We start from the raw sequence: 25,097 nt of genomic DNA, 5'->3' as shown, positions 1-25,097 counted from the left end.
GGGATCAGCGCGGCGGATGCTTGCCCGGGCTGTTCAGCAATTCCGGGGCGACCACGGCCTTGAGGTAATTGGTGGTCACGTCGCCCCGGTCGCGCTGGGCGATCCACCACACGTTGCCTTTGCGCAGCGACCATTCCTGCGGCTGCCCCGAGATCAGGCGTGCCGCCACCTGGCCCAGCGTCGGCTGGTGGCCCACGATCAGCACCGGCTCGCGGCTGTCGGGCCAGTTGGCCGCGCGCAGCAGGTCGTCGGCGCTCATGTTGGGGGCCAGGTCGGCCACCACCTTGTACTTGCGCTTCAAGGCTTCCACTGTTTGCAGCGTGCGTGTGGCCGGGCTGACCAGGATGCGGCAGCTCTCGGGCAGGTTGCGGTCCAGCCATTCGGCCATCTTGGCCGCCTGCTTGTGCCCCTTCGGGGTCAGGGCGCGGCCCTCGTCGGGTTCGCCCAGTTCAGCCTCGGCATGACGCCACAGAATCAGGTCCATCTCAGCTCCTTGAGGAAATCAGCAGGCCGCCATGCGCGGCATTACACAGGCTCTTCCGGCGGCGTGGCCGGGATGCCCAGCGTGGTCATCAGATGCTGCTGGGCGTTGAAGGACTGCTGCTTGCTGCGCGCTTTCTTGAGGGTATAGACACCATTGACGTCGAGGTGCCAGGCGTTGGTGTTGTCCTTCAGGTAGGGATTCAGGCCCTCGTTCATCACGCGCTTCTTGAGTGCCTTGTCCAGCACCGGGAAGCCGACCTCGATGCGGCGGAACAGGTTGCGGTTCATCCAGTCGGCGCTGGCCAGGTAGACGTCGTGCTTGAGGTCGTTGCGGAAATAATAGATGCGGGAGTGTTCCAGATAGCGGCCGATGATGGAGCGCACCTTGATGTTCTCCGACAGCCCCGGCACGCCGGGCCGCAGCGCGCACGCACCGCGCACGATCAGGTCGATCTTGACGCCGTCGGCCGAGGCCGCATAAAGCGCGCGGATCACCGATTCATCCAGCAGCGCATTCATCTTGGCGATGATGCGCGCCGGCCGGCCTTCGCGGGCGATCTGCCCTTCGTTGCGGATGGCACGGATGATTTCCTTCTGCAGCGAGAACGGGGCCAGCCACAGGTGCGTGAGATTGCGTGGTTTGGTCAGGCTGGTGAGGTGGATGAAGACTTCGTTGACTTCGGCGGTCAGCTCCTGGTTGGAGGTCAGCAGGCCAAAGTCGGTGTAGAACTTGGTGGTATTGGGGTGATAGTTGCCGGTGCCCAGGTGCGCATAGAAGCGCAGGTTCTGGTCGTCGTCACGACGGATCACCAAGGCCAGCTTGGCGTGCGTCTTCAGGCCGACCACGCCGTAGACCACCTGCGCGCCGGCCTGCTCCAGCTTGACGGCCCAGTTGATGTTGGCTTCTTCATCGAAGCGCGCCATCAGCTCCACGATCACCGTCACTTCCTTGCCATGCTGGGCGGCGTAGATCAGGGCCTCCATCAGGTCCGAGTTCATGCCGGTGCGGTAGATGGTCTGCTTGATGGCCAGCACGCGCGGATCGTGGGCGGCGGTGCGGATGAAATCGACCACCGGCTGGAAGGACTGGAAGGGGTGGTGCAGCAGCACGTCCTTCTTGTCCAGCGCGGCGAAGATATTTTCGTTGGCCAGCTGCGGCGGCAGCGTGGGCGAGAAGGGCGGGAAGCGCAACTCCGGCTGGTTCACCAGGTTGACGATCTCGCCCAGGCGCACCATGTTCACCGGGCCCTGCACGGCGTACAGACGATTGCGCTCGATGTTGAACTGGTTCAGCAGGAACTGCGCCAGGTGTTCCGGGCAGTTGGCCGCCACTTCCAGTCGCACCGCCACGCCGAACTGGCGGCTCTGCAATTCGGTCTCCAGCGCCTGGCGCAGGTTCTTGACCTCTTCTTCATCGACCCACAGGTCGCTGTTGCGGGTGACGCGGAATTGCGAATAGGCGGTGATGTCGCGCCCCGGGAACAGGTCCGCGATATGCGCATGGATCACCGAAGAGAGCAGGCAGAACGAGGACTGCCCCTTGGCCGACAGGTGGTCCGGCAGCTTGATCACGCGCGGCAGCACGCGCGGTGCCTTGACGATGACGATGGCCGTGCCGCGTCCGAAGGCATCCTTGCCGGAGAGCTCGATGATGAAATTGAGGCTCTTGTTGTGCACCTGCGGGAAGGGGTGGGCCGGATCCAGCCCGATGGGCGTCAGCAGCGGCCGCACGTGCTGCTCGAAATAGTGCTTCACCCAGGCGCGCTGCGCTTCGTTGCGGTCGTCATGGCGCAGCAGGTGGATGCCGTTGGCGGCCAGCTGCGGCAGGATCTCTTCGTTCAGGAGTTCATATTGGCGCGTAACGATGCGGTGGCATTCGGCGCTGGTGCGTTCGAGCGCGGCGCGCAGTTCGGGCGGGTCGATGTTCTCGCCCTCGATGCGGTTGGCCAGCAGGCTGGCGATGCGCACTTCGAAAAATTCATCGAGGTTGCTGCTGCAAATGCACAAATAGCGCAGGCGCTCCAGCAGCGGCACGCTGTCATCTTCGGCCTGGGCCAGCACGCGGCGGTTGAAGGCCAGTTGCGACAGTTCACGGTTGAGGTAAATCGTACTGGCGGGAAGTTCAGGTTGGGTACTGCTCTCCGGCTTTGCTTTTCTGGTCATCAATGGTCCCTGTCCATCCACTTAGAGCGGGCAGTGTATTTAGGAGGTATGACGAGTTTATGACAACACCTTGGCTGCTTTGTCATATTTGCTTCAGTATAAATCCATCTCTATATGATGACAAAATCATATTTGTCTGCAGGCAACCCGTGGCATCACCCGCCACGGGCCATGACATCAAACTGTCAGGAAAGCCGCACCGCGCGCGGCATGCGGGTTTTCGGGCGGTTGCCGGGTGCCGGGCAGGGAGTGTTGCAGCGCGGCGCGGAGGCCCGTGCGATCTGGACTGAATGACAAGTTCGGGTCATAAACTCGTCACATTAGCTGGTTAAAGTTCGCCCTGTCTCGAAAGTCATCCCTCCCGACGTGATGTTTCTCGGTGACCGTCCTCTCTTCAAAATCATAGGAGTAGCAGAAATGGGTTTTAACCATCTGATCAAGTCTGTTGCAATCGCAGTGGCTGGCGCTTTCGCTTTCAGCGGTGCCGCGCATGCAGCAGAAATCACCGGCGCTGGCGCCTCCTTCCCGTACCCGGTCTACGCCAAGTGGGCTGAGCTGTACAAGGCCGCCACCGGCAACAGCCTGAACTACCAGTCCATCGGTTCGGGCGGTGGTATCAAGCAGATCAAGGCCAAGACCGTCGATTTCGGCGCTTCGGATGCTCCGCTGCCGCAAAGCGAACTGGCTGAAGCCGGCCTGACCCAGTTCCCCGCCGTCGTCGGTGGCGTGGTTCCCGTGGTCAACCTGGACGGCGTGACCCCCGGCCAGATCAAGCTGTCGGGCCAGGTGCTGGGCGACATCTACGCCGGCAAGATCACCAAGTGGAACGCACCGGAGATCACCGCCCTGAACCCGGGCGTGAAGCTGCCGAATGAAGACATCACCGTCGTCTACCGTTCGGATGCATCGGGCACTTCCTACGTCTTCACCTCCTACCTGTCCAAGGCCAACGCCGACTTCAAGAGCAAGATCGGTGCCGGTACTGCCGTCAAGTGGCCCACCGGCGTGGGTGGCAAGGGTAACGAAGGCGTTGCCGCCAACGTGCAGAAGGTCAAGGGCGCAATCGGCTACGTCGAGTACGCCTACGTCAAGAAGAACAAGCTGAACTACACCCAGCTGAAGAACAAGGATGGCAACTTCGTCTCCCCGGACGATTCCACCTTCAAGGCTGCCACCGCCGCTGGCGACTGGGCCAAGACCCCTGGCTTCGCAGTGGACTTCACCGACGCAGCCGGCAAGGAATCGTGGCCGATCTCCAGCGCCACCTTCATCCTGCTGCACAAGGAACAGGCTGGCGATGGCGCCAAGGGCAAGGAAGTCCTGAAGTTCTTCGACTGGGCCTACAAGAACGGCGGCAAGGTTGCTGCTGAACTGGACTACGTGCCCCTGCCGGATTCGGTCACCAAGCTGGTGGAAGATTCCTGGAAGAGCAACGTCAAGGACAGCAGCGGCAAGGCTCTCTGGTAAGCCAAGTCCGGTCCGGCCGGATGCCATGAACATCCGGTCATAGCAGCCTCTCCCCTACGGAGCATTCGGGTCATCGCAGCGAGAACGAGCAACTCTGGAGCACAGAGCATTCGCGGCGATGGCCCGTTTTAATGGTGAATTCAAATGAGCGCTAATTATTCCACCACGGCAATGTCGAATACCGAAGTCAAAAAATCCCCGACAGAGACTGAAAGTGCGCAAGCTGCGCGCGAGAAGTTGATGGCCGTCATGCGCCGCCAGCGTCTGCAGGATTTCTTTTTCCACAAGATCACCCTGATCTTCGCCCTGTCCGTGCTGCTGATGCTGGGCGGGATCATCGTTTCCCTCATCATCGGTGCCGCACCGGCGTTCCAGGCCTTCGGCCCGGGCTTCATCACGCGCGTCGAATGGGATCCGACCAATAACGAATTCGGCGCCATGATCGCCATCGTCGGCACGCTGTCGACCTCGATCATCGCCTTGCTGATCGCCTTCCCGGTCAGCTTCGGCATCGCGCTGTTCCTGACTGAAATCTGCCCGGCCAAGCTGCGCCGTCCGCTGGGCACCTGTGTGGAACTGCTGGCGGGCGTGCCCTCCATCATCTACGGCATGTGGGGCCTGTTCGTGTTCGCACCGCTGTTCTCGGAATACGGCCAGCCCTTCCTGAAGGCCACCCTGGGCCAGATCCCCGGCATCGGCGTGCTGTTCTCCGGCCCGACCATGGGCATCGGCATCCTGACCGCCGGCCTGATCCTGTCGGTGATGATCATCCCCTTCATCTCCTCGGTGATGCGCGACGTGTTTGAAGTTGTGCCCGCAGTGCTGAAGGAGTCGGCCTACGGTCTGGGCTGCACCCGCTGGGAAGTGGTGCGCAAGGTGGTGCTGCCCTACACCAAGACCGGTGTGGTCGGTGGCGTGATGCTGGGCCTGGGCCGTGCGCTGGGCGAGACCATGGCGGTCACCTTCGTGATCGGCAACTCGCATCGCCTGTCCTGGTCGCTGTTCTCGGCCGGCAACTCGATTGCCTCGACCCTGGCCAATGAAATCGCCGAAGCCTCCAGCAAGCTGCACGTGTCCTCGCTGTTTGCCCTGGGCCTGATCCTGTTCGTCATCACCTTCATCGTTCTGTCCGCCGCCAAGATCATGCTGATGGGCATGACCCGCAAGGAAGGAGCCAAATAATGAGCCAGACCGTACAAGCCGGTGTGAAAAGCACCGACCAGGCGCAAGCCATGAACCCCGTCTACCGCCGTCGCCTGATGCAGCATCGCATGGGCATGCTGTTCTCCTTCCTGGCCATGGGCCTGGGCCTGTTCGTGCTGGCCTGGATCCTGCTGACCCTGGTCTTCAAGGGCGTGGCCGCACTGAACCTGGGCCTGCTGACCGAAAACACCCCCGGTCCGGGCGATGCCGGCGGCGGCCTGCTGAACCCCATCGTCGGCTCGCTGCTGATGGTCGGTATCAGCACCATCATCAGCACCCCGATCGGCATCCTGGCCGGCGTCTATCTCGCCGAATACGGCGAGGAAAGCAAGCTGGCCCAGGTCACCCGCTTCGTCACAGACATCATGCTGTCGGCACCGTCGATCGTGATTGGCCTGTTCATCTATGCGATCTACGTGGCCAACGTGAACCACTTCTCGGGCTGGGCCGGTACCTTCGCCATTTCGCTGATCGCCATTCCGGTGGTGGTGCGGACCACCGACAACATGTTGAAGCTGGTGCCGAGCGGCCTGCGTGAAGCGGCCTTCGCGCTGGGTGCCCCGCGCTGGAAGGTAGCCATCATCGTGCGCCTGCGTGCCGTCAAGGCGGGCGTGGTGACCGGTGTGCTGCTGGCGGTGGCGCGTATTTCGGGTGAGACCGCTCCGCTGCTGTTCACCGCGCTGAACAACCAGTTCTTCAGCACCAACATGAACCGTCCGATCGCCAACCTGCCGGTGGTGATCAACCAGTTCGCCATGAGCCCGTATGACAACTGGGTCTCGCTGGCATGGGGCGGCGCCTTGCTGATCACCTTCAGCGTGCTGCTGCTCAACGTGCTCTCGCGCACCCTGTTCAAACAACAAATCCCCGGCTAATTCTCCAAGTGACCGACATGACTACTGCTCATCAAATGGCAAGCCACGCTTCGACCGCACCTCTCAACGCCGCTGCGGCCCAGAAGACCACGCTGGAAGTTTCGCAACTGAACTTCTACTACGGCGGATTCCAGGGTTTGAAGAACATCAACCTGAACATCTATGAAGGCAAGGTCACCGCCTTCATCGGACCCTCGGGCTGCGGCAAGTCGACGCTGCTGCGTACCTTCAACCGCATGTATGACCTGTATCCCGGCCAGCGCGCCGAGGGCAAGATCATGTATGCCGGCAACAACATCCTCGAACCGGGCCAGGATCTGAACATGCTGCGCGCCAAGGTCGGCATGGTGTTCCAGAAGCCGACGCCGTTCCCGATGTCGGTGTATGACAACATCGCCTTCGGTATCCGCCTGTATGAAAACCTGCCCAAGGGCGAGATGGATGAGCGCGTCGAATGGGCGCTCAACAAGGCGGCGCTGTGGGGTGAAGTGAAGGACAAGCTGCACAAGAGCGGCCTGTCGCTCTCCGGTGGTCAGCAACAGCGTCTGTGTATCGCACGCGGCGTAGCCGTGAAGCCGGAAGTGCTGCTGCTGGATGAACCGACGTCGGCGCTGGATCCGATTTCGACGGCCAAGGTGGAAGAACTGATCGGTGAACTCAAGAACGACTACACCATCGCCATCGTGACCCACAACATGCAGCAGGCGGCGCGCTGCTCGGATTACACCGCTTACATGTACCTGGGCGAGCTGGTGGAGTTTGGCGAGACCGATCAGATCTTCATGAATCCGGTGCGCAAGGAAACCCAAGACTACATCACCGGCCGCTTTGGCTGATCGAACCGTCGTCTCGGCTACTGCGCGCTCCGATTTCGCGTCTGCGATGCTCGCCGTACCCAGTACGGCTGCGCTTCTCGACGCGAACTCGAAGCGCTCGCTACGCCGATACGACGATTCCACAGAGTAGTCATTGCACTGTATAAATTATTTATAGAAATTCTTTTTAGGGACGTCACATGACCGGCGATCATTCCTCCAAACAGTATGACCAGGATCTGGAGCAGATCCGCTCCAAGGTGCTCGCCATGGGCGGCATGGTGGAACACCAGTTCCAGGACGCGATTGCGGCCTTCCGCAACGGCAACCTCGACGTCGCCCATCGCGTGATGAAGGACGACGAAGCCGTCAATCGCCTCGAAGTCGAACTCGACGACGCCTGCAGCCACCTGATCGTGCGCCGCCAGCCAACCGCCAATGACCTGCGTACCGTCATGGCCACCATCAAGATCATCACCGATCTGGAACGCGTGGGCGACGAGGCGACCAAGATCGCCCGCACCGCCATCCACCTGCACAAGCGCGGCATCGGCCTGGTCTCGCACTATGAAACCGTGAGCCTGATCGCCGAACAGGCCATGGACCAGCTGCGCAGCGCCCTCGACGCCTTCGCCCGCCTGGATGACCAGCAGGCGCTGGAACTGATCAAGCAGGACGAACGCATCGACCACGGCTTCCGTTCCATCACCCGCAGCCTCATCACCTTCATGATGGAAGACCCGCGCACCATCTCCGGTTCCATCGATACCCTGTGGGTGGCCAAGGCCATCGAACGCATCGGCGACCATGCCAAGAACATCGCCGAATACGTGGTCTACGTGGTCGGTGGCAAGGATATCCGCCACACCGACTTCGGTTCGGCCAAGACGCTCCAGGAAGAAGACTAAGCACGACGGCACCGGTGCTGGCAGCGGGGGAAGCGCTGCCACTGCCGGATTGCGGAGGGGAGACCCGCGATACTGCTAACAAGCCTGACTATCATGACTACTATCCTCATCGTCGAAGACGAGCCCTCCATTGCCGAACTGATTGCCTTCACCCTCAAGGAGGCAGGCTGGTCCAGCTTCGTCGTCTCCAACGCGGCCGCGGCCTGGGACTTCGTCCAGCACCGCGCCCCGCAACTGGTGCTGCTGGACTGGATGCTGCCCGACCGCAGCGGCCTGCACCTGCTGTCGCGCATCCGTGCCGACCGCCAGCTGCAGCAACTGTCGGTCATCATGCTCACCGCCAAGAGCATGGAAGAAGACAAGATCGCCGGCCTCGACAACGGTGCCGACGACTACATCACCAAGCCCTTCTCGCCGCGCGAACTGACCGCGCGCATCAAGGCCCTCCTGCGCCGCAAGAGCCCGGAGCACGCCCAGGAAGTGATGTCGGCCGGTCCGGTCACGCTCGATCCTGCCAGCTGCTCGGTGAGCCTGTCGGGCGCACGCATCGATATCGGCCACGCCGAATACAAGCTGCTGAAGTTTTTCCTGGCGCATCCTGATCGCGTGTTCTCGCGCAGCCAGCTGCTCGACCGCGTCTGGGGCGACCACGTGGTGATCGAGGAACGCACCGTGGATGTCCACGTGCTGCGCCTGCGCAAGGCTTTGCGCGATGCCGAGTACCTCATCAAGACGGTGCGCAGCGTCGGCTACATGCTCTCGACCAAATAAAGATCGAGCAAACAAAGATCGAGTAAATAAAGATCAAAGACCAAACAGCCCGCGTCGTTCATAATCAGCAAAATTAAAAAGTTTGGCGCGCGGGCGCTTCCCAGATTTATCTGTCAAATCAATGAGTCCACAACTTCTGTTCTGGATTCCTGCTGTATTGCGCCTGGTGTTGTGCCTGGCCGGAGCAGGAGTCGTCGGTTTCTTCTTCGGCCCCATCATCGGGCTGGTCACGGCGGTGCTGGGCGTGGGCGCGATGATGATCACGCACCTGCACTACCTGCTGCGCCTGTCGACCTGGCTGGATGATTCCGGCCAGTCGCGCCTGCCCGATGGCTGGGGGGCCTGGACCGATGTCTATGCACGGCTGTACCGCATGCGCCGCGACGATGAACGCAACCAGGCCGAACTGGCCGAGTGGCTGGCGCGCTTCCGCCAGGCCATGAGCCTGCTGCCGGATGGCGTGGTGATCATGGACGACGTGCTCTTCCTCGAATGGTGCAACCCGGCCGCGCAGTCGCACCTGGGCCTCAAGCTGGACCGCGACAAGGGCATGCGGGTCACCAACCTGATCCGCAATCCGGCCTTCATCGACTACATCATCCTGGGCCGCTACGAGCAGCCGCTCACACTGGCCCTGCATGAGCGCAAGCTGATCATCCAGATCATCCCCTTCGAGAACCGCCGCCAGATCCTGGTCACCCACGACGTCACCGAATCGCAGCGCATCGACATGATGCGCCGTGACTTCGTGGCCAATGCCTCGCACGAACTGCGCACGCCGCTGACCGTCATCAACGGTTTTCTGGAAATCGCGCTGGCGCAGCCGAACCTGGAAGAGTCCACCCGCATGGCCCACCTGAAGCTCATGACCGAGCAGGGCCAGCGCATGCAGAACCTGATCGACGACATGCTCACGCTGACGCGCCTGGAATCGATCGACTACCCCCTGCGCTCCGAAGTGCTGCGCGTCCGTCCGCTGCTGGAGCGCATCGCCGAGGAAGGCCGTGCGCTGTCGGCGGGCAAGCATGACATCCGCCTGGTGGTCGACGGCCCCGACCTCAAGGGCAATGCCGATGAACTGCGCAGCGCCTTTACCAACCTGGTCACCAATGCCGTGCGCTATACCCCGGAAGGCGGTACCATCACCCTGCGCTGGCAGAGTGACGAGCAGGGCGCACATTTCGCGGTGCAGGATACCGGCATCGGCATCAGCCCCGAACATATCTCGCGCCTGACCGAACGCTTCTATCGCGTCGACAAGAGTCGCTCGCGCGAGACCCAGGGCACCGGCCTGGGCCTGGCCATCGTGCGTCACGTGCTGCTGCGCCACCATGCCACGCTGGATATTGCCTCGGTGCCGGATCACGGCAGTACCTTCACGGTGCACTTCCCGGCGACCCAGACCATCGCGGATTACGCGGCGCAGCAATAAACTGCCCACCTCCGGTCAAACCAAATGGAAAGGATGCTTCGGCATCCTTTTTTCATGTTTGAATCGGCCGCAGGCGCGTACTATTGCGCTATAGCTCAACGCTGACATGTCGTCAGTAAGTGAAATTACGAATGCCTGCCTTCTGTCTTCACGGCAACAATGGCGCCTCGCAAGCCCCGGCCATTGCCGGCGGCGCTGTCGCATGCATGTGCGCGCCACGGGCAGGCTTCGCATTCCTGGCCGGCACCGGGCGCATCCCGCCGTGTGCTAGCCAGCAAGCCGTCATCCCGTTGCCGCGATGACAGCTTGTTGTCAGGAAATCCCTGATCGCGCCGCGGCGGTATTCGTCGCACCATGAAGCCGAAGCGCCTGAGACCGGTCCGTAGATGTACCGGTCTACCCCTCCACCTACTGCGCATAAGAGAAAACGATGAGCTATTTCGCCAACATGAAGATCGGCCGCCGCCTGGGCCTGGGTTTTGCCGTCATCCTGGCCGCAGCCAGCGTGGTCGTCGCGCTGTCGATCTGGCGTTTGCAAGGCATCGCCGCCGCCACCGACGAAATGATGCACGAGCCGCTGACCAAGGAGCGCCTGGTCTCCGACTGGTATCGCACCATCCACACCAGCGTGCGCCGCACCACGGCCATTGCCAAGAGTGCCGATCCCAGCCTGGCCAGCTTCTTCGCGGCCGACGCCGCCGAGGCCAGCCGCATGTCCACCGAACAGCAGAAGGCCATCGAAGCCCTGATCGAATCGCCGGAAGAGAAAGCTGTCTTCGCCAAGCTGGGCGAGGTGCGCAAGGATTACATCAAGCACCGTGACGCCATCTCCAAGGCCAAGGCCGATGGCAACGCCGAGGAAGCCGCCAAGATCCTGGCCGGCCCCTTCGATGCGGCGGCCAAGGGCTATCTGGAGAATCTGCAGCAGTTGCTCAACCTGCAACGCGCCAACATCGACCAGGTGGCCAAGGACATCCAGCAGGTCTATCACGAAAGCCGCAACCTCATGATCGGCCTGGCCATCCTGCAAGTGGTGCTGGGCTGGCTGTTCGCGCGCAGCCTGGCGCTGGGCATCACGCGGCCGCTGGAAAAGGCGGTCAATGTGGCCGAAGCCGTGGCCGCTGGCGATCTCACCACCCGTGTCGATGACCATCTGGCCGCCCGCAAGGATGAAACCGGCAAGCTGATGCATGCCCTGCAGGCCATGACCGGCAACCTGGCGCGCATCGTCGGCCAGGTGCGCAGCGGCACCGATGCCATCGGCACCGCCTCGCGCGAGATCGCCACCGGCAACCTCGACCTCTCGGCGCGGACCGAACGCCAGGCCGGTGCCCTGGAAGAAACTGCCTCGGCCATGGAAGAACTGACCTCCACCGTGGCCCAGAATGCCGACAACGCCCGCCAGGCCAACCAGCTGGCGGCCTCCGCTTCCTCGGTGGCACAGCAGGGCGGGGAAGTGGTGTCGCAGGTGATCTCGACCATGGGTTCCATCAATGAATCCTCGCGCAAGATCGTCGACATCATCAGCGTCATCGACGGCATCGCGTTCCAGACCAACATCCTGGCCCTGAATGCCGCCGTGGAAGCGGCCCGTGCAGGCGAGCAGGGCAGGGGCTTCGCCGTGGTGGCCTCGGAAGTGCGTTCGCTGGCCCAGCGCTCGGCTTCGGCCGCCAAGGAAATCAAGACCCTGATCGATGACTCGGTGGCCAAGGTCGGCTCCGGCAGCGAGCTGGTGGAGCGTGCCGGCACGACCATGGACGAAGTGGTGGCCAGCGTGCGCCAGGTCGCCGACATCGTCTCCGAGATCACGGCGGCCAGCAGCGAGCAGAGCGACGGCATCAGCCAGGTCAATCTGGCCATCACCGACATGGACCAGACCACCCAGCAGAACGCCGCCCTGGTCGAAGAAGCTGCCGCCGCTGCCGAAGCGATGCAGGAACAGGCCGCGCGCCTGTCCGAAGTGGTGAGCCAGTTCAAGGTACTGGCGCAGGACCAGGTGGGCTACGGCAGTGAGGAAGTGGTGAGCCGCCCACCGGTAGACATCACGCCGCCGCGACCGGCCTTGCGCTGACCAGGCGACGAAGCTGACACTGATGCCACAAACAAGAAACCCGCCATTCACATCCTGGCGGGTTTCTTGTTTTGGGCAGGCCGCAACGACGGTGGGTAGCGGCGCAAATGAAGCATTCTGCGTCACTTCCACCGAGGAAGACCGGGGGCCACGCCCCGCGCCCTCAGTAGGTGGCTCGTCCGCCCGAGAGATCGAAGACGGATGCCGTAGTGAAGGAATTCTCCTCGGACACCAGCCACGCCACCATCGCCGCCAGCTCTTCCACCTTCACGAAGCGCGCACGCGGGATCTTGGAGAGCATGTAATCGATGTGGGCCTGGGTGCATTGCTCCAGGATGCGGGTCTGCGCGGCGGCCGGAGTGATGGCGTTGACGGCGATGTTGCGGGTCGCGGTCTCCTTGCCCAGGCTCTTGGTGAGGGCGATCATGCCGGCCTTGGCGGCGCTGTAGGCGGAGGCGGTGGGATTGCCTTCCTTGCCGGCGATGGAGGCGATGTTGACGATGCGGCCGTAGTTCTGCGCGATCATGCGCTGGACCACCACCTGGTTGACATAGAAGGCGCCGTTGAGATCGATGTCGATCACGCGGCGCCATTCTTCAGGCGAGTAGTCCGCCACCGGATTGTTCTGCCCGGCGATGCCGGCGCTGTGCACCAGAATGTCGATGGACTGGGTGAGTTTTTCGGTGGCTTCGATGGCTTGCTGGACGTCGGACTGGCTCGAGATATCCACGCGGACGGTCTCGACATTGCCCAGCGGTTCCAGCCTGGCGCGGGCCTCGGCCAGCGCTTTTTCGTCCATGTCCCACAGCACCACCTTGGCCTTGCCTTGCAGCAGGCGTTCGGCCACGGCATAGCCGAAGCCCTGGGCACCACCGGTGATGATGGCGCTGCGGCCCTGGAAATCGTAGTGATTCATTGTGTCTTCTCCTTCCCTGTTGCGGTCATTGGATCGCGCAGGCGGACATGCGCCCGCGCATGGTCGTTCTTGTTCTTGTGGACTTCGATGGGGATGCAACCGCGCCGCCGACTGGCGGCGCGGGGTGACGCGGTGATCCGGATGGATCAGGCGTCGATGGTCTTCTGCTGCTGTTCGCCGAGGCCGTCGATGCCCAGGCGCATGGTCTGGCCGGCGCGCAGGTAGACGGCTTCCGGCTTGACGCCCATGCCCACGCCCGGCGGCGTGCCGGTGGAGATGACGTCGCCCGGCTGCAGGCTCATGAAGCGCGACAGGTAGGAGACGATGTGCGCCACGCCGAAGATCATGGTGCTGGTATTGCCGTTCTGGTAGCGCTTGCCATCCACTTCCAGCCACATGCCCAGCTTTTGCGGATCGGCGACTTCATCGCGGGTGACCAGCCAGGGGCCGATGGGGCCGAAGGTATCGCAGCCCTTGCCCTTGTCCCAGGTGCCGCCGCGTTCGATCTGGTATTCGCGCTCGGAGACGTCGTTGACCACGCAATAGCCGGCCACGTGGGACATCGCGTCCTTCTCGTCGATGTAGCTGCCGCCCTTGCCGATGACCACGCCCAGTTCGACTTCCCAGTCGGTCTTCTTGGAGCCGCGGGGGATCTTGACGTCGTCATTGGGGCCGACCACGGCGGAGGTCCACTTGTTGAACACGACGGGTTCGGCCGGGATGGGCAGGTTGGATTCGGCGGCGTGATCGGCGTAGTTCAGGCCGATGCAGATGAATTTGCCGATGTTGCCGACGCAGGCGCCGATGCGCGGCGAGCCTTCCACGGCGGGCAGGCTTTCCAGGTCCAGCTTGCGGATCTTGTCCAGGGAAGCGTCATCCAGTACGGCACCGTTGACGTCCTTGATGTAGGCGGACAGATCGCGGATCTTGCCGGATTGGTCGAGGACGCCGGGCTTTTCCTGCCCCACCGGGCCGTAACGCAGTAATTTCATCGTGTTTCCTTTGAGAAATGATTGTCTCTGAATGACGCCTTTTTGCCGTGGCTCGGCCTCAGCGTGCCGAGGGCGGGCGACAGGCGATGGGCTGTCGATTTGGGAAACTGGATATTACCAGTTTATTGGTAAGACCAATACCCTTGAAGCTGTCGAAGGGAGCCTGGCCGCTTGCAGCGACTTCGATCAGGAAGACCCGCAGTCCTTCAGCGCACAGTCGGCCAGCAGCTCAAGCCAGCTTGTCCAGCGGGTATTGTCCCTTGAGTGAGGGTGAGGCGATGACGATGTAACTGAAGTATTTCTCGACGTTTCCTTTTTCTCTCAGCACGTCTTCTGCCACACGCTGGTAATGCCCCAAATCGCGCGTCACGAATTTCAGAAGATAGGTAAACGCACCGCTGATGAGATGACACTCCACGATTTCATCCACATCGCGCACCAGGGTTTCAAATTTCTCAAAATCGCCGCGCGTGTGACCGGAGAGCGTGACCTGGGTGAACACGAACTGAACATGCCCCAGCTTTTCCAGATGGATGTGGGCACCATATCCGGCGATATAGCCCGCCTTCTCCAGGCGTCTCACCCGATGCAGGCATGGGCTCGGCGACAGGCCGATCTCGTTGGAGAGATCCACATTCGTCATGCGGCCGTTGCGTTGCAAGAGGCTGAGGATCCGGATATCGAACCGGTCAAGCTTCACTAATTCCGACATGTTTCCATCGTCCCCAATGATTCAGCGTCAATTGGATTTATCTGGTCGTCGTGGAGGGTGACTGCCGATCCGGCTCACGTTACGGCCTGCCAGAATCAGCCGATGGCCCAGCGCGGGTGGCAGTTCATGCGGCGTCAAAGGCTGGCCGTCGCCTGACTGTCTGCAGGAAGCGGTGGACACAGGTGCTTCCTGCAGTGAAAAATGCAATGAAGCGAGGCCGGAAGCTTCCTTTCGAACGTTCAATACAATATGACATTGTTCAATATAATGATCAATAGATTTTCCGGCATCCGCCATGTGCTCCTGCAATAAAATGTGCGAAGGCACCAGCTTCCGGTGTCCTGAAATCACCATGAGGTTTCCAGAGAAAGCGAATGACGCAATGACGCAAATGAAAATCAAGAAAAAGGATCCGGCAGCTGCTCCGCATGCGGACGTGGGGGCGCGGCTGAAGGCGCTTCGTCTGGAGCGGGGGATGTCGGTCAACGAGCTGGCGGCTGCCGCCGGCGTTTCCGTGGGGACGGTCAGCCAGGTCGAGCGTAACAAGGCCAATCCGTCGATGCGTATCCTTGAACGTCTGAGGGTGGCGCTGTCCGTTCCGCTGAGTGCCTTGCTGGAGGATGCCGAGGCCACCCCGGATTATGTTGCCAGCGACGTGGTGCGGCGCGCCAAAGACCGCCCCGTCTTCGATGTAGGCAGTCGGGGCATGCAGAAGGAGTTGCTGTCGCCGCAGGGAAATCATGATCTCAAGATGATGATCATCCTGATCCCGCCAGGGGCCGGTTCCGATGAAGTGCTGATCGGGGTTGGCGAGAAGGCCGGGGTGGTCATCGAGGGATCGGTCGTCCTCAATCTTGGCGGCAGCCGGGTCGAACTCAAGTCCGGTGACAGCTTCCAGTTCTCCAGCACCATTCCGCACAGCGTGCATAACGAAAGCGCAAAGCCCGCACGTCTGCTGTGGGTGATGAATACGCAACCCCCCATTGTTCATCTCTGAAATCCAGCCCCGATATGGGGCCTTCGTGCGTCCAATCAGGGGCGCGGCGCACCGAAAAAGTGAACAGGAAGCAGGCCGGATAAAAACATGAGTTATTTTAACCACAGGCCTAGAATTTCATTCTGAATTCACTATAATGAAATTTATAAATAATATTTCACGCGCTTGATTCAGTAGGGAAAACGATCCCTGGTCGGAGTTCACGGGCATCCTGGCAGCGATTGCTTGAAGGTGCCGTTGAGCTGCGATAGTTCATTCCGCCCGTAGTGCGGTTTGTATTGGTGAGTATGTAGCGGTCATCGCATTTTCAGGAGGCGGCGGGTAGACATTCTGTCTTGGCGCAGGCCCGAGGCAACAATGCCGGGCGAGGCATTTTTTGTACGGGCGACGGGGTTGCCCGGGAAGGTAGGGCAGCGGCACGGGTCTTCCGCCATTTGGCAAATCATCGTGATGAGCCATGCGGCATCGCGGACGCTTGCGATGGGAAGGTCGCGAGCGCCATTGAGCTTGCACGCTGCCTGGCACGTTATCTCATGCCGCGGCTGGTAACTTTGCGCGCTTCCTCCTGATTGGAGTGGGTTTCAGGTGCGTTCGCCGCCTGAAGAAATCTTGTATGCGTTTTGGAATGTGCGGTTTTCTTTTGAAGAAAACGCGGTAGCCGGTTCGCCCCGAGCTCAGGGCGGCCAGTGCCCGTAGTCACGTTTGCCAGCAGATTGCCGGAAAGTTTCGCTTTGCGGCAGGTAGTGCAGATGGGTAGTCACGAAATTGCAGTGTGTCTTGCGCGGCGCTTCAATTATGTAGTCGTTCAATTATGTAGTCGTTCAATTGTGCAGTCGTTCAATTGTTCAATTGTTCGAATGTTCGATTGAAAAGAAGAGTCCTCCTCTTCATTGCCTGTTTTCCAGAACTTGTCAGAACCACTTTGTTAAGGATCGGCTATGCACCCCTGTATCTCTCCCCGTGCTTCCAAGAAGCACATCGCTCGCGCCTTGCGCAACCTGGCCTCCGGCCTGGCGACCTGCCTGATGCTGGTCACGATGACTCAGGCTCAGGCGGCAGGTCCCGCCAAAGTCTCTGCCGGAACGACACCTTCCAGCGTGCCCAATGCATTCCTGAACATCAAGACGCAGCAGATTGAAGGCGTGATGCCGGATGTGATCCGCGAAATCGGCAAGCGGGAGGGGTTTGAAATCTCCTTCGACATCGTTCCTTTTTCCGCGCTGGTGCAGTCCGTGGTCTCGGACAAGATCGATCTCATCGTGGCCGGGATGTCGCCCACCCCGAAGCGCAAGGAAGTCGTCGATTTCTCTGAGCCGGTAGCCGAATTCGGAAAAGGCATCATCGTCAGTGCCTCGGACAAGAAGCAATATCGCACCATTCAGGATCTGGCCGGAACCGTCATCGGTGCCGGTGCAGGCGAAGAGACGTCGGAAGAGTTGATGAAGCTTGGCATCTTCAAGGAAGTGAAGCTGTACAACACCGCTGCCGATATGGCGCGTGACGTTGCCTTGGGCCGCATTACCGCAGGCTTCAATGATTACCCGATCTGGAAAGCCCAGGAAGCCAACGGTGCCCTGCAAGGATGCCGTGTAGTCGATGGCTTCAAGCCGCTGCGCAAGGTGCCGATTGCCTTTGGCGTCAAGAAGGGCAATACCGCGCTGCTGACCAAGATCAATGATGGACTGGTCAAGATCAAGGCCGATGGCACGTTGGACCAGATCTTGAAGAAATGGAACTTCGTCGACTGACGTGTCTTTCAGCCCGGGTTCGGGACCGGCGTGACGGAGACTGCTCCGTCACCTCCAGCAATCATCATCAGAGGGAAGACAATGCGTTGGAATGATATGGCGGACTTTGTGCCGATCCTGTTGCAAGGGGCGGGGATGACGATTTTCATCACCCTCAGCTGCCTGGTGTTGAGCACGCTGCTGGGTCTGGTCTGGGCCTTGCTGAAGATGTCCCGCCATGCCCCGGTGCGGCAGGTCACGGCGACCCTGATCAACATCGTCCGCGGCCTGCCGATGATCGTCTTGCTGTTCTATATCTACTTCGTCTTTCCCTCGATTCATATTCAGCTCAGCGCCTTGCAGGCCAGTATCATCGGTCTCGCGTTCGGCTATTCGACTTATGTGGCCGAGATCATCCGGTCCGGCATCGAATCGGTGGATATGGGGCAGTATGAGGCCGCGCAGTCGATCGGCATGGGCCGGGTCAAGACCATGACGCGGGTCATCCTGCCGCAGGCCATCAAGGTCGCCCTGCCACCGTACAGCAATACGCTGGTCTCGATGCTCAAGGATTCCTCGCTGGCCTCCACCATCACCGTCACGGAAATGACGCGGCAGGGAACCTTGCTCGCAGCCGCCACCTTTCAGAACCTTGAGGTCTATACGCTCATTGCCGTGGGCTACCTGGCGATGAGCCTGCCATTGATGAGTCTCACCAAGATGCTGGAGAGACGTTTTGGAAAACACAAGGTGAAGTGAGCCGGCGATGATTGAAATCAAGAACGTGACCAAGAATTTCGGGGACTTCTCCGTCCTCAAAGGGATTTCCCTGGAGGTGAAGGAAGGCGAGGTCGTTTGCCTGATCGGCGCATCCGGCTCCGGTAAATCGACGCTGCTTCGCTGTATCAATGCGCTTGAATCCTACGATTCGGGGGAAATCCGGTTGTTGAATCAGGTGGTCGAGCAGCGTTCGCGCCACATCAATCAATTGCGTACCCAGGTCGGCATGGTCTTTCAGCGATTCAACCTGTTCCCGCATCGGACCGCGCTGGAGAACGTGATGGAAGGCCCGGTGCACGTCAAGCGGCTGCCGGTTGAACAAGCGCGCCGGGAAGCCATCGAGATGCTCAACAAGGTCGGATTGGGACAGAAGATCCATGCCTATCCGCATCAGCTCTCGGGCGGCCAGCAACAGCGGGTGGCCATTGCAAGATCACTGGCGATGAAGCCCAAGGCCATCTTGTTCGACGAGCCGACTTCTGCACTCGATCCCGAGCTCGTCGGCGAGGTCCTCAGTGTCATGCGGACCTTGGCGCGGGAAGGCATGACCATGCTGGTTGTCACGCACGAAATGGGCTTTGCGCGCGAAGTGGCTGACCGCGTTTGCTTTCTCCACGCCGGCCTCATCATCGAAGAGGGGGAGGCCAGACAAGTCCTTGGTGCGCCCCGCGAAGCGCGCACCCGGGAGTTTTTGCGCCACGTGCTGACCAATCGGGCCGACGATGAGCGGCCCGCCGCGCCTGCAGAGCAGGCAATGCCTGAGGCAAAAGAGTAAATGCGGGTATCGCTGTCCTCAGCGATCCGCAGATGCCGTTGATCCTGCTTCCAGGGATCGCATCCCGGCGAAGTTGCAACAGGATTTCGCAAGACATGTGACCGCCTGGTGCAGGCGTTCATGGCCACCGCTGTAAGGCGGATTTTTCTTGTAGACCAGAGACTGAGAGATCGGACCAGTGCCATGCTGAGAGTGGAAGAAGTTTATGATTCGCCCGAGTTTGTCAGTGAAGTCGATGTCGTGGTCATCGGTGCCGGCATCGTCGGCACCTCGATCGGCTATGAGCTGGCCAGGCGCGGGATCTCCGTGGCCATCCTTGAAAAGGGCATCGTCGGCGGCGAACAGTCTGGCCGCAACTGGGGATGGGTGCGCCAGCAGAACCGGGATCTGTTCGAATTGCCGCTGGCCATGCGCAGTCTGCAGCGTTGGAACGAACTGCGCGACGAGATCCAGATCGATCTGGGCTTCCGCCGTGAAGGAATTCTGTACGCCACCAACGAAGAGAAGGATCTCGCCAAGTGGAGCGCGTGGGGCCAGCGCGCGAAGGAGGTCGGCTTTGTCAGTCATATCCTCAGTGCGTCCGAAGTGAAGGCGCGTACGCCTTCGGGCGGGCCGGGCTACAAAGGCGGGGTCTGGTCTCCCACTGATGGCCGAGCCGAGCCCTCGCGAGCCGCGCCTGCGTTGGCGGAGGGCGCCAAGCGCCTGGGGGCGCACCTCTACCAGCAGTGCGCCGTCCGAGGCCTGGAGACCAGCGGGGGACGTCTCAGCGGTGTGTGGACCGAGCGCGGTCTGATCAAGGCCTCCACCGTGGTCTGCGCCGGCGGTGCCTGGAGCGGGCGCTTGTGCCGGCGTCACGGGATTGCATTCCCGGTGGTCAACGTGGTCGGAACCACCATGCGGACTTCGGTTGCGCCGGAGGTCGTGAGCGGCTGCTTCAGCGGCCCGGGCTTCGCGCTGCGTCGTCGTCTTGACGGTGCCTATTCGGTCGCCGTGCCGGGTTTCGGACGCATTGACCTGGCCCCCGTCGGGCTGAAGAACGGGCTTCAGTACTATCGCAATTACAAGAACGACATCGGCAAGAAACTGACCTATCGTCTTTCCCGGGCGTGGATGGAAGGGCCCGAAGCCACCAGCACCTGGGCGTTTGATCAAGTGTCGCCATTTGAGCGGTGCCGGGTACTTGATCCGCGTCCCGATGCCGATTTTGCCAGGCGTGCGCTGGATAACGTCAAGCGTGCCATTCCGCAATTGTCGGAGTTGCGCGTGGCTTATGCGTGGGCCGGCGCGATTGATACCACGCCCGATCTCATCCCCGTCATTTCTGACGTCGCCGCCTTGCCGGGCCTCTATCTCGCCACCGGGTTCAGCGGTCATGGTTTCGCGCTGGGGCCGGCGGCAGGGGAATTGGTGGCGGATATGGTCACGGGTGCAAGCCCGATGATCGATGTCTCTCCCTATCGCCTGAGCCGTTTCAACGATGGTACCTCGCTCAAGGTACCGGAAATGATGTAGCTGTCATCACTATCCTCCGGATGTCGCAACCGCCGCCGGCGCAGTCAATGCCAGCGGAATTGTTCCCTGCCGACATCCGGATGGAGCTGTACTGCTTGCAGTTTTATCCCCCCAATCACTTTTACCTGTCTCCCCATGCTCACCTCCATTCGCGCCCGCGTGATCTGCGCCTTCGTTGCGCTGGTTGTCTTCTCCGTGGTGGTCAGCACCGCGGCCAATTACCTGATTGCCCGCAACAGCATGTGGGACGCCACGGACAACAGCCTCTCCACCTCGTTGAACGACCATGCCCGCGTGATTGGCGACTGGGTCGCCGAAAAGACGCGCCTGGTCGACTCCTTGCAGGATGTCGTCCTGACCGATTCTCCCGATGCGATGCTCAAGCAGATCCAGGTCGCCGGCGGATTTTTCGATGTCGGCGTGGGGTATCCCGACAAGAAGACCAAGTTCACCGACTGGCCCAATATTCCCGCTACCTATGACCCGACCACCCGTCCCTGGTACAAGGGGGCCGTTGAGGCCGGCAAGCCGGCGGCCATTCCGTATATCAGTACCAGCAAGGCCTTGCTGGTGGCGCTGGCCATTCCCGTGATGCGTGAGGGCAAGCTCAAGGCGGTGCTGGTGGGTGACGTGGCCCTTGACAGCGTGGTGGAGACCATCAAAGCCATTCATCCCACACCCGAGAGTTTCGGGATGCTGATCGACAAGAACGGCCGCATCATCGCGCACCCCAATGCGGAACTGCGTTTCAAGCAGGCCACCGATATCGCTCCCGAGTTCGCGCAGTTGAGTTCCGCTGCTGACGACAAAGCGAGCGCGCCGATGAAGATCGTGGTCGATGGCCGGGCCAAGCTGGTGCGTGCGCAGAAAATTCGCGGGACCGACTGGAGCATCGTGATCGCCATCGATGAATCCGAAGCCATGGCCGGCGCACGCTCCCTGCTCAATACGTCGCTGCTGTCCCTGATCCTGATCGTCGGCATCGCTTCGGTCATCGGTGTGGCCGTGACTGCCACGGCGTTCCGTCGGCTCGGACAGGTCAGCCAGGCCATGGCCGCCATCGGCTCGGGCACCGGTGACCTCACTCAACGCCTGCCCGATCAGGGCAAGGACGAAGTGGCGGTCATTTCGCGCTCCTTCAACCAGTTCGTCGGCCAGTTGCAAAACGTGATGCTCGATATCCGTGATGCCAGCGAGGCGGTCCGTACGGCCTCCAATGAAATCGCCACGGCCAACCAGGACTTGTCGACCAGAACCGAATCCGCCGCCGCCAGTCTGGAACAGACAGCGGCCTCCATGGCCGAGATCTCGGAGACGGTCGGCCGCTCGACGGCTGCCGCCAAGCAGGCGGACCAGCGCTCCAGCAGCGCCACCGAGATTGCCTCGCAAGGTGGCAAGGTGGTGTCCGACGCCGTGACCACCATCGGCGAGATCGAAAAGGTATCGAGCCAGATCGGTGCGATCATCACCGTCATCGACGGCATCGCTTTCCAGACCAATATCCTGGCCTTGAACGCCGCCGTGGAAGCGGCCCGCGCCGGCGAGCAGGGGCGCGGCTTCGCAGTCGTGGCCCACGAGGTACGCAGCCTGGCCAAACGCAGCGCGGAAGCGGCACGCGAGGTCAAGGAACTGGTGGAGACCACCGTCTCGCGGGTTTCCGCGGGATCGGTACAGGTGCGCCAGGCTGGCACCACCATGGGCGAGATCGTGACCCAGTCGGCCGATGTGCAATCGCTCATTTCAGGTATCGCAAGGGCGACCGACGAGCAGATGCGCGGTATTCAGGAAGTCAATCGTGCCGTGATCCAGCTCGATTCCATGGTGCAGCAGAACGCCGCCCTGGTGGAGCAGTCGGCCGCAGCGTCGGCGACCTTGCAGGCGCAGGCCAATACGCTGGCATCGACCATCGGCCGTTTCAGGATCTCCTGAGCCTGCCGCCCGGCCGCTCCTTGTTGAGTACCGCCGTGCAGACTGAACTCACCGGCGTGCATTGCCCATGCGTGACGGCGCTGCCGCTGGTGGTGGAGATCTGCGCGAAAGAACCTGGCTGAAACGCATTTCACGCCGATTGATGAACTGGGTTCTGGACGATAAAGGCCTTGCTCTTCAACACCTCCATGACGGCCTTCACGGAGGGCGGCACGGTCCGGGCTTTCTTGCAGGCCAGAAAAGTGGGCCGCTCCATCGCCGGCGTGATCGGTCTGACCTGAATCTGGGGTGAGCTCACCGACTGTCCCGCTTCAGCCGGCAGGACTGCCGCACCATAGCCGGCAGCGACCAGACCCTTGATGGCCTCGCCGTTGTTGAGGGCGATGCGAGGACGCGGGAAAAATCCGGCGCGTGAAAACCATTGCAAGGTCTGATGATGCAAAGCGCTGCCGGGTTCATTCATCAACAAGGGCTGCCGTGCCAGCCAGGCCGGGCTGACTCGCTTGGGCACGGTCCAGGCCGCCGGCAGGAACGCCATCAGCGGGTCGCTGCGCCAGCGTGTCAGCACCAGGCCCTGGTGCCGCGTGGTGGCCCCCACCAAGGCCAGATCCAGTTCATCCGCCTGCAGCTTTTCCATCGCCATCGCGGTAGTCGTGACGGCCAGTTCTATCTTCAGTTCCGGGCGATGTTGCGCCATGTACTGCAACAAGCGGGGCATCTCATGCGTGATCAGGCCGGTCGATGCGCCGAGCCGCACGACCCCTTGCACGCTTTCCCGATAATGGCCGACCGCTTCGCTGGCCTGGTCAGCCAATGCCAGCAGCTTGCGCGCATAGTCGATCAGGATCTTGCCGCCCGCTGTCACCGTGACGCCATGGCGGTTGCGCTTGAGCAGAGGAATGTCCAGCCGCGACTCAAGCTCCCGCAAGTGCAGCGAAATGGTCGGCTGTGCCAGGTGCAAGGCTGCCGCTGCATTCGACAGGGAGCCGGAATCGACCACTGCCAACAGCGTACGAAGATGATCCAGGTTGAATTCTCGCATCAGGATTTCTAATAATTGAACGGGTCAAATTTAATTTTACTTCGCCAAGGCGGGATGCGAGAATTTTTCCACGGACCCCATTTTCCACCGGACTGGCAGATCACCATGAACTACATTTCTACACGCGGCGACCGAACTCAACGTGGTTTCTCGGAGGTCTTGCTGGAAGGGCTGGCGCCCGATGGCGGCCTCTATGTTCCGCTGGCCTATCCCAGGATCGACGATGCCACCTTGCAGGCGTGGCGCACCTTGTCGTATCCGGATCTGGCTTTTGAAATCATGGCGCTCTACGTCGGCGACATACCGGCCGGGCAGTTGCGCAGCGCCATCGCCCGTACTTACACCGCGGAGATATTCGGCACTGCCGATATCGTCCCGCTCAGGCCGCTTGAGGATGGCTTGTTCGTCCTGGGTTTGTCCAACGGCCCCACCTTTGCTTTCAAGGATGTGGCGATGCAGTTGCTGGGCAACCTGCTGGACGATGAGCTGGGACGACGTGGTGAGCAACTCAATATTGTCGGAGCCACCTCTGGCGATACGGGAAGCGCGGCCGAGTACGCCATGCGCGGCAAGAAAAACATCCAGGTCTTCATGCTCAGTCCGCATGGCCGCATGAGCCCGTTTCAACAAGCGCAGATGTTCAGCCTGCAGGACAGGAACATTCACAACATGGCTGTAGAAGGAAGCTTCGACACCTGCCAGGACATCGTCAAGGCGATCTCCTCCGATCTCGGCTTCAAGCGCCGCTTCCATATCGGGACCGTCAATTCCATCAACTGGGCGCGCTTGCTGGCGCAGGTCGTCTATTATTTCGCGGGCTATTTCCAGGCCACGCGCAGCAATGGGGAAAGAGTCAGTTTTGCAGTTCCATCCGGCAATTTCGGCAACATCTGCGCCGGCCATGTGGCCCGCATGATGGGGCTGCCCATCGACAAGCTGGTCCTCGCCACCAATGAAAACGACGTGCTGGACGAGTTCTTCAGAACCGGGTGCTACCGCCCCCGATCCAGCGCTGAAACCCCGGCGACCTCCAGTCCCTCCATGGATATCGCCAAGGCTTCCAATCTCGAGCGCTTCATCTTCGATGTGCTGGGACGCGATGCGCAAAGCGTGCAACAGCTTTTTGGCGAGGAGCTGGCACACCATGGGAAATTCGTCCTGAGCAAACAAGAGCATGAACGCATGGCCGACTACGGTTTCGTCTCGGGCAAGAGTACGCACGCTGATCGTTTGGCCACGATTTCGCAGGTCTGGAGCGGGCGTTCGATGATGATCGATCCGCATACCGCTGATGGCGTCAAGGTTGCACGCGATCATCGCGTGCAAGGGGTTCCCACCATTGTGCTGGAGACGGCCCTGCCATTGAAGTTCGAAGAGACCATGCGTGCCGCCACCGGCCGCGGTGTACCGCGGCCGGCTGCGTTGGCAGACCTGGAAGCGCGGCCGCGGCGGTTTGCCGTGATGCAGGCATCGACAGAGGACATCAAGGAACGGATAGCGACGTCTTGCGGGCTGCGCTCAAGCTGA

General features: G+C 61.1%; 22 protein-coding genes. 15 read left to right on the top strand and 7 right to left on the bottom strand.

From position 1 onward, the window contains the following. Window positions 1–4: 4 nt before the first annotated feature. Complete coding sequence (gene sixA / locus J2X56_RS14345) at window positions 5–484, bottom strand: phosphohistidine phosphatase SixA (RefSeq protein ID WP_039788936.1); 480 nt, start codon at window positions 482–484, stop codon at window positions 5–7. Window positions 485–525: 41 nt separating this feature from the next. After that, window positions 526–2,646, bottom strand: a complete 2,121-nt coding sequence (gene ppk1, locus J2X56_RS14340) for a polyphosphate kinase 1 (protein ID WP_286867458.1) — start codon at window positions 2,644–2,646, stop codon at window positions 526–528. Window positions 2,647–3,063: 417 nt separating this feature from the next. Here ppk1 and pstS point away from each other — a divergent pair, with 417 nt between their 5' ends. From pstS to J2X56_RS14300, 8 genes are all read left to right on the top strand, one after another. Further along, window positions 3,064–4,113, top strand: coding sequence for a phosphate ABC transporter substrate-binding protein PstS (gene pstS, locus J2X56_RS14335; RefSeq protein WP_134134616.1), 1,050 nt, complete (start codon window positions 3,064–3,066; stop codon window positions 4,111–4,113). A gap of 171 nt (window positions 4,114–4,284) precedes the next feature. Then, complete coding sequence (gene pstC / locus J2X56_RS14330; protein WP_121037939.1) at window positions 4,285–5,295, top strand: phosphate ABC transporter permease subunit PstC; 1,011 nt, start codon at window positions 4,285–4,287, stop codon at window positions 5,293–5,295. Continuing rightward, window positions 5,295–6,191, top strand: coding sequence for a phosphate ABC transporter permease PstA (pstA, locus tag J2X56_RS14325; protein WP_039788929.1), 897 nt, complete (start codon window positions 5,295–5,297; stop codon window positions 6,189–6,191). Before pstC ends, pstA begins: the two co-directional genes overlap by 1 nt. Before the next feature lie 35 nt (window positions 6,192–6,226). Next, window positions 6,227–7,027: a phosphate ABC transporter ATP-binding protein PstB gene (pstB, locus tag J2X56_RS14320; RefSeq protein ID WP_310160648.1), complete on the top strand. Its 801-nt coding sequence runs from the start codon at window positions 6,227–6,229 to the stop codon at window positions 7,025–7,027. Window positions 7,028–7,206: 179 nt separating this feature from the next. Further along, a complete protein-coding gene (phoU, locus tag J2X56_RS14315; protein ID WP_121037942.1) occupies window positions 7,207–7,914 on the top strand; it encodes a phosphate signaling complex protein PhoU in 708 nt (235 codons plus the stop codon). Window positions 7,915–8,007: 93 nt separating this feature from the next. Next, complete coding sequence (locus J2X56_RS14310; protein WP_034332673.1) at window positions 8,008–8,685, top strand: response regulator; 678 nt, start codon at window positions 8,008–8,010, stop codon at window positions 8,683–8,685. 121 nt (window positions 8,686–8,806) lie between these two features. Beyond that, window positions 8,807–10,117 (top strand): phosphate regulon sensor histidine kinase PhoR, encoded by a 1,311-nt coding sequence (phoR, locus tag J2X56_RS14305; protein ID WP_121037945.1) that lies wholly within the window; start codon window positions 8,807–8,809, stop codon window positions 10,115–10,117. 430 nt (window positions 10,118–10,547) lie between these two features. Next, window positions 10,548–12,188 (top strand): methyl-accepting chemotaxis protein, encoded by a 1,641-nt coding sequence (locus J2X56_RS14300; RefSeq protein WP_209568697.1) that lies wholly within the window; start codon window positions 10,548–10,550, stop codon window positions 12,186–12,188. Between the two features lie 163 nt (window positions 12,189–12,351). On the opposite strand, the gene J2X56_RS14295 is transcribed toward J2X56_RS14300, so the two are convergent. The 4 genes from J2X56_RS14295 to J2X56_RS14280 form a co-directional block, all read right to left on the bottom strand. Next, window positions 12,352–13,104: an SDR family NAD(P)-dependent oxidoreductase gene (locus tag J2X56_RS14295; protein WP_209568695.1), complete on the bottom strand. Its 753-nt coding sequence runs from the start codon at window positions 13,102–13,104 to the stop codon at window positions 12,352–12,354. Between the two features lie 146 nt (window positions 13,105–13,250). After that, entirely contained in the window at window positions 13,251–14,096 is an 846-nt protein-coding gene (locus tag J2X56_RS14290; protein ID WP_039788920.1) for an ureidoglycolate lyase, read from the bottom strand. Between the two features lie 229 nt (window positions 14,097–14,325). Further along, window positions 14,326–14,808 carry an Lrp/AsnC family transcriptional regulator gene (locus J2X56_RS14285; protein ID WP_134134619.1) on the bottom strand — a complete coding sequence of 161 codons (483 nt, stop codon included), beginning with the start codon at window positions 14,806–14,808 and terminating at the stop codon, window positions 14,326–14,328. Window positions 14,809–14,835: 27 nt separating this feature from the next. Continuing rightward, window positions 14,836–15,162 (bottom strand): hypothetical protein, encoded by a 327-nt coding sequence (locus J2X56_RS14280; protein WP_209568691.1) that lies wholly within the window; start codon window positions 15,160–15,162, stop codon window positions 14,836–14,838. 37 nt (window positions 15,163–15,199) lie between these two features. Here J2X56_RS14280 and J2X56_RS14275 point away from each other — a divergent pair, with 37 nt between their 5' ends. The 6 genes from J2X56_RS14275 to J2X56_RS14250 all read left to right on the top strand — a co-directional run bounded on the left by J2X56_RS14275 (window position 15,200) and on the right by J2X56_RS14250 (window position 22,528). After that, a complete protein-coding gene (locus J2X56_RS14275; RefSeq protein WP_310160647.1) occupies window positions 15,200–15,805 on the top strand; it encodes a cupin domain-containing protein in 606 nt (201 codons plus the stop codon). 938 nt (window positions 15,806–16,743) lie between these two features. Beyond that, a complete protein-coding gene (locus J2X56_RS14270) occupies window positions 16,744–17,553 on the top strand; it encodes an ABC transporter substrate-binding protein (RefSeq protein ID WP_084320241.1) in 810 nt (269 codons plus the stop codon). A gap of 81 nt (window positions 17,554–17,634) precedes the next feature. Continuing rightward, window positions 17,635–18,291 carry an amino acid ABC transporter permease gene (locus J2X56_RS14265; RefSeq protein WP_039788912.1) on the top strand — a complete coding sequence of 219 codons (657 nt, stop codon included), beginning with the start codon at window positions 17,635–17,637 and terminating at the stop codon, window positions 18,289–18,291. A gap of 7 nt (window positions 18,292–18,298) precedes the next feature. Next, window positions 18,299–19,087, top strand: coding sequence for an amino acid ABC transporter ATP-binding protein (locus J2X56_RS14260; protein ID WP_039788908.1), 789 nt, complete (start codon window positions 18,299–18,301; stop codon window positions 19,085–19,087). A gap of 183 nt (window positions 19,088–19,270) precedes the next feature. Continuing rightward, the gene (locus tag J2X56_RS14255; protein ID WP_310160646.1) at window positions 19,271–20,599 is read left to right on the top strand and encodes an FAD-binding oxidoreductase; all 1,329 of its coding nucleotides are present in this window, start codon (window positions 19,271–19,273) and stop codon (window positions 20,597–20,599) included. 135 nt (window positions 20,600–20,734) lie between these two features. Next, the gene (locus J2X56_RS14250; protein WP_134134628.1) at window positions 20,735–22,528 is read left to right on the top strand and encodes a methyl-accepting chemotaxis protein; all 1,794 of its coding nucleotides are present in this window, start codon (window positions 20,735–20,737) and stop codon (window positions 22,526–22,528) included. 130 nt (window positions 22,529–22,658) lie between these two features. On the opposite strand, the gene J2X56_RS14245 is transcribed toward J2X56_RS14250, so the two are convergent. Next, entirely contained in the window at window positions 22,659–23,570 is a 912-nt protein-coding gene (locus J2X56_RS14245; RefSeq protein WP_134134630.1) for a LysR family transcriptional regulator, read from the bottom strand. Between the two features lie 105 nt (window positions 23,571–23,675). On the opposite strand from J2X56_RS14245, the gene thrC reads away from it, so the two are divergent. Then, window positions 23,676–25,097: a threonine synthase gene (gene thrC / locus J2X56_RS14240; protein ID WP_310160645.1), complete on the top strand. Its 1,422-nt coding sequence runs from the start codon at window positions 23,676–23,678 to the stop codon at window positions 25,095–25,097.

Origin of the sequence: Herbaspirillum sp. 1173 (assembly GCF_031455335.1) — a bacterium.
GTDB lineage: Bacteria > Pseudomonadota > Gammaproteobacteria > Burkholderiales > Burkholderiaceae_D > Herbaspirillum > Herbaspirillum huttiense.
Note: the sequence above shows the minus strand (reverse complement) of the source record. Positions and strands in the feature narration are given on the sequence as shown.

Coding starts and splice junctions, on each gene's coding strand:
- sixA (WP_039788936.1), bottom strand. CDS start 484: ATGGACCTGATTCTGTGGCGTCATGCCGAGGCTGAACTGGGCGAACCC.
- ppk1 (WP_286867458.1), bottom strand. CDS start 2,646: ATGACCAGAAAAGCAAAGCCGGAGAGCAGTACCCAACCTGAACTTCCC.
- pstS (WP_134134616.1), top strand. CDS start 3,064: ATGGGTTTTAACCATCTGATCAAGTCTGTTGCAATCGCAGTGGCTGGC.
- pstC (WP_121037939.1), top strand. CDS start 4,285: ATGTCGAATACCGAAGTCAAAAAATCCCCGACAGAGACTGAAAGTGCG.
- pstA (WP_039788929.1), top strand. CDS start 5,295: ATGAGCCAGACCGTACAAGCCGGTGTGAAAAGCACCGACCAGGCGCAA.
- pstB (WP_310160648.1), top strand. CDS start 6,227: ATGGCAAGCCACGCTTCGACCGCACCTCTCAACGCCGCTGCGGCCCAG.
- phoU (WP_121037942.1), top strand. CDS start 7,207: ATGACCGGCGATCATTCCTCCAAACAGTATGACCAGGATCTGGAGCAG.
- J2X56_RS14310 (WP_034332673.1), top strand. CDS start 8,008: ATGACTACTATCCTCATCGTCGAAGACGAGCCCTCCATTGCCGAACTG.
- phoR (WP_121037945.1), top strand. CDS start 8,807: ATGAGTCCACAACTTCTGTTCTGGATTCCTGCTGTATTGCGCCTGGTG.
- J2X56_RS14300 (WP_209568697.1), top strand. CDS start 10,548: ATGAGCTATTTCGCCAACATGAAGATCGGCCGCCGCCTGGGCCTGGGT.
- J2X56_RS14295 (WP_209568695.1), bottom strand. CDS start 13,104: ATGAATCACTACGATTTCCAGGGCCGCAGCGCCATCATCACCGGTGGT.
- J2X56_RS14290 (WP_039788920.1), bottom strand. CDS start 14,096: ATGAAATTACTGCGTTACGGCCCGGTGGGGCAGGAAAAGCCCGGCGTC.
- J2X56_RS14285 (WP_134134619.1), bottom strand. CDS start 14,808: ATGTCGGAATTAGTGAAGCTTGACCGGTTCGATATCCGGATCCTCAGC.
- J2X56_RS14280 (WP_209568691.1), bottom strand. CDS start 15,162: ATGGTGATTTCAGGACACCGGAAGCTGGTGCCTTCGCACATTTTATTG.
- J2X56_RS14275 (WP_310160647.1), top strand. CDS start 15,200: ATGAAAATCAAGAAAAAGGATCCGGCAGCTGCTCCGCATGCGGACGTG.
- J2X56_RS14270 (WP_084320241.1), top strand. CDS start 16,744: ATGCACCCCTGTATCTCTCCCCGTGCTTCCAAGAAGCACATCGCTCGC.
- J2X56_RS14265 (WP_039788912.1), top strand. CDS start 17,635: ATGCGTTGGAATGATATGGCGGACTTTGTGCCGATCCTGTTGCAAGGG.
- J2X56_RS14260 (WP_039788908.1), top strand. CDS start 18,299: ATGATTGAAATCAAGAACGTGACCAAGAATTTCGGGGACTTCTCCGTC.
- J2X56_RS14255 (WP_310160646.1), top strand. CDS start 19,271: ATGCTGAGAGTGGAAGAAGTTTATGATTCGCCCGAGTTTGTCAGTGAA.
- J2X56_RS14250 (WP_134134628.1), top strand. CDS start 20,735: ATGCTCACCTCCATTCGCGCCCGCGTGATCTGCGCCTTCGTTGCGCTG.
- J2X56_RS14245 (WP_134134630.1), bottom strand. CDS start 23,570: ATGCGAGAATTCAACCTGGATCATCTTCGTACGCTGTTGGCAGTGGTC.
- thrC (WP_310160645.1), top strand. CDS start 23,676: ATGAACTACATTTCTACACGCGGCGACCGAACTCAACGTGGTTTCTCG.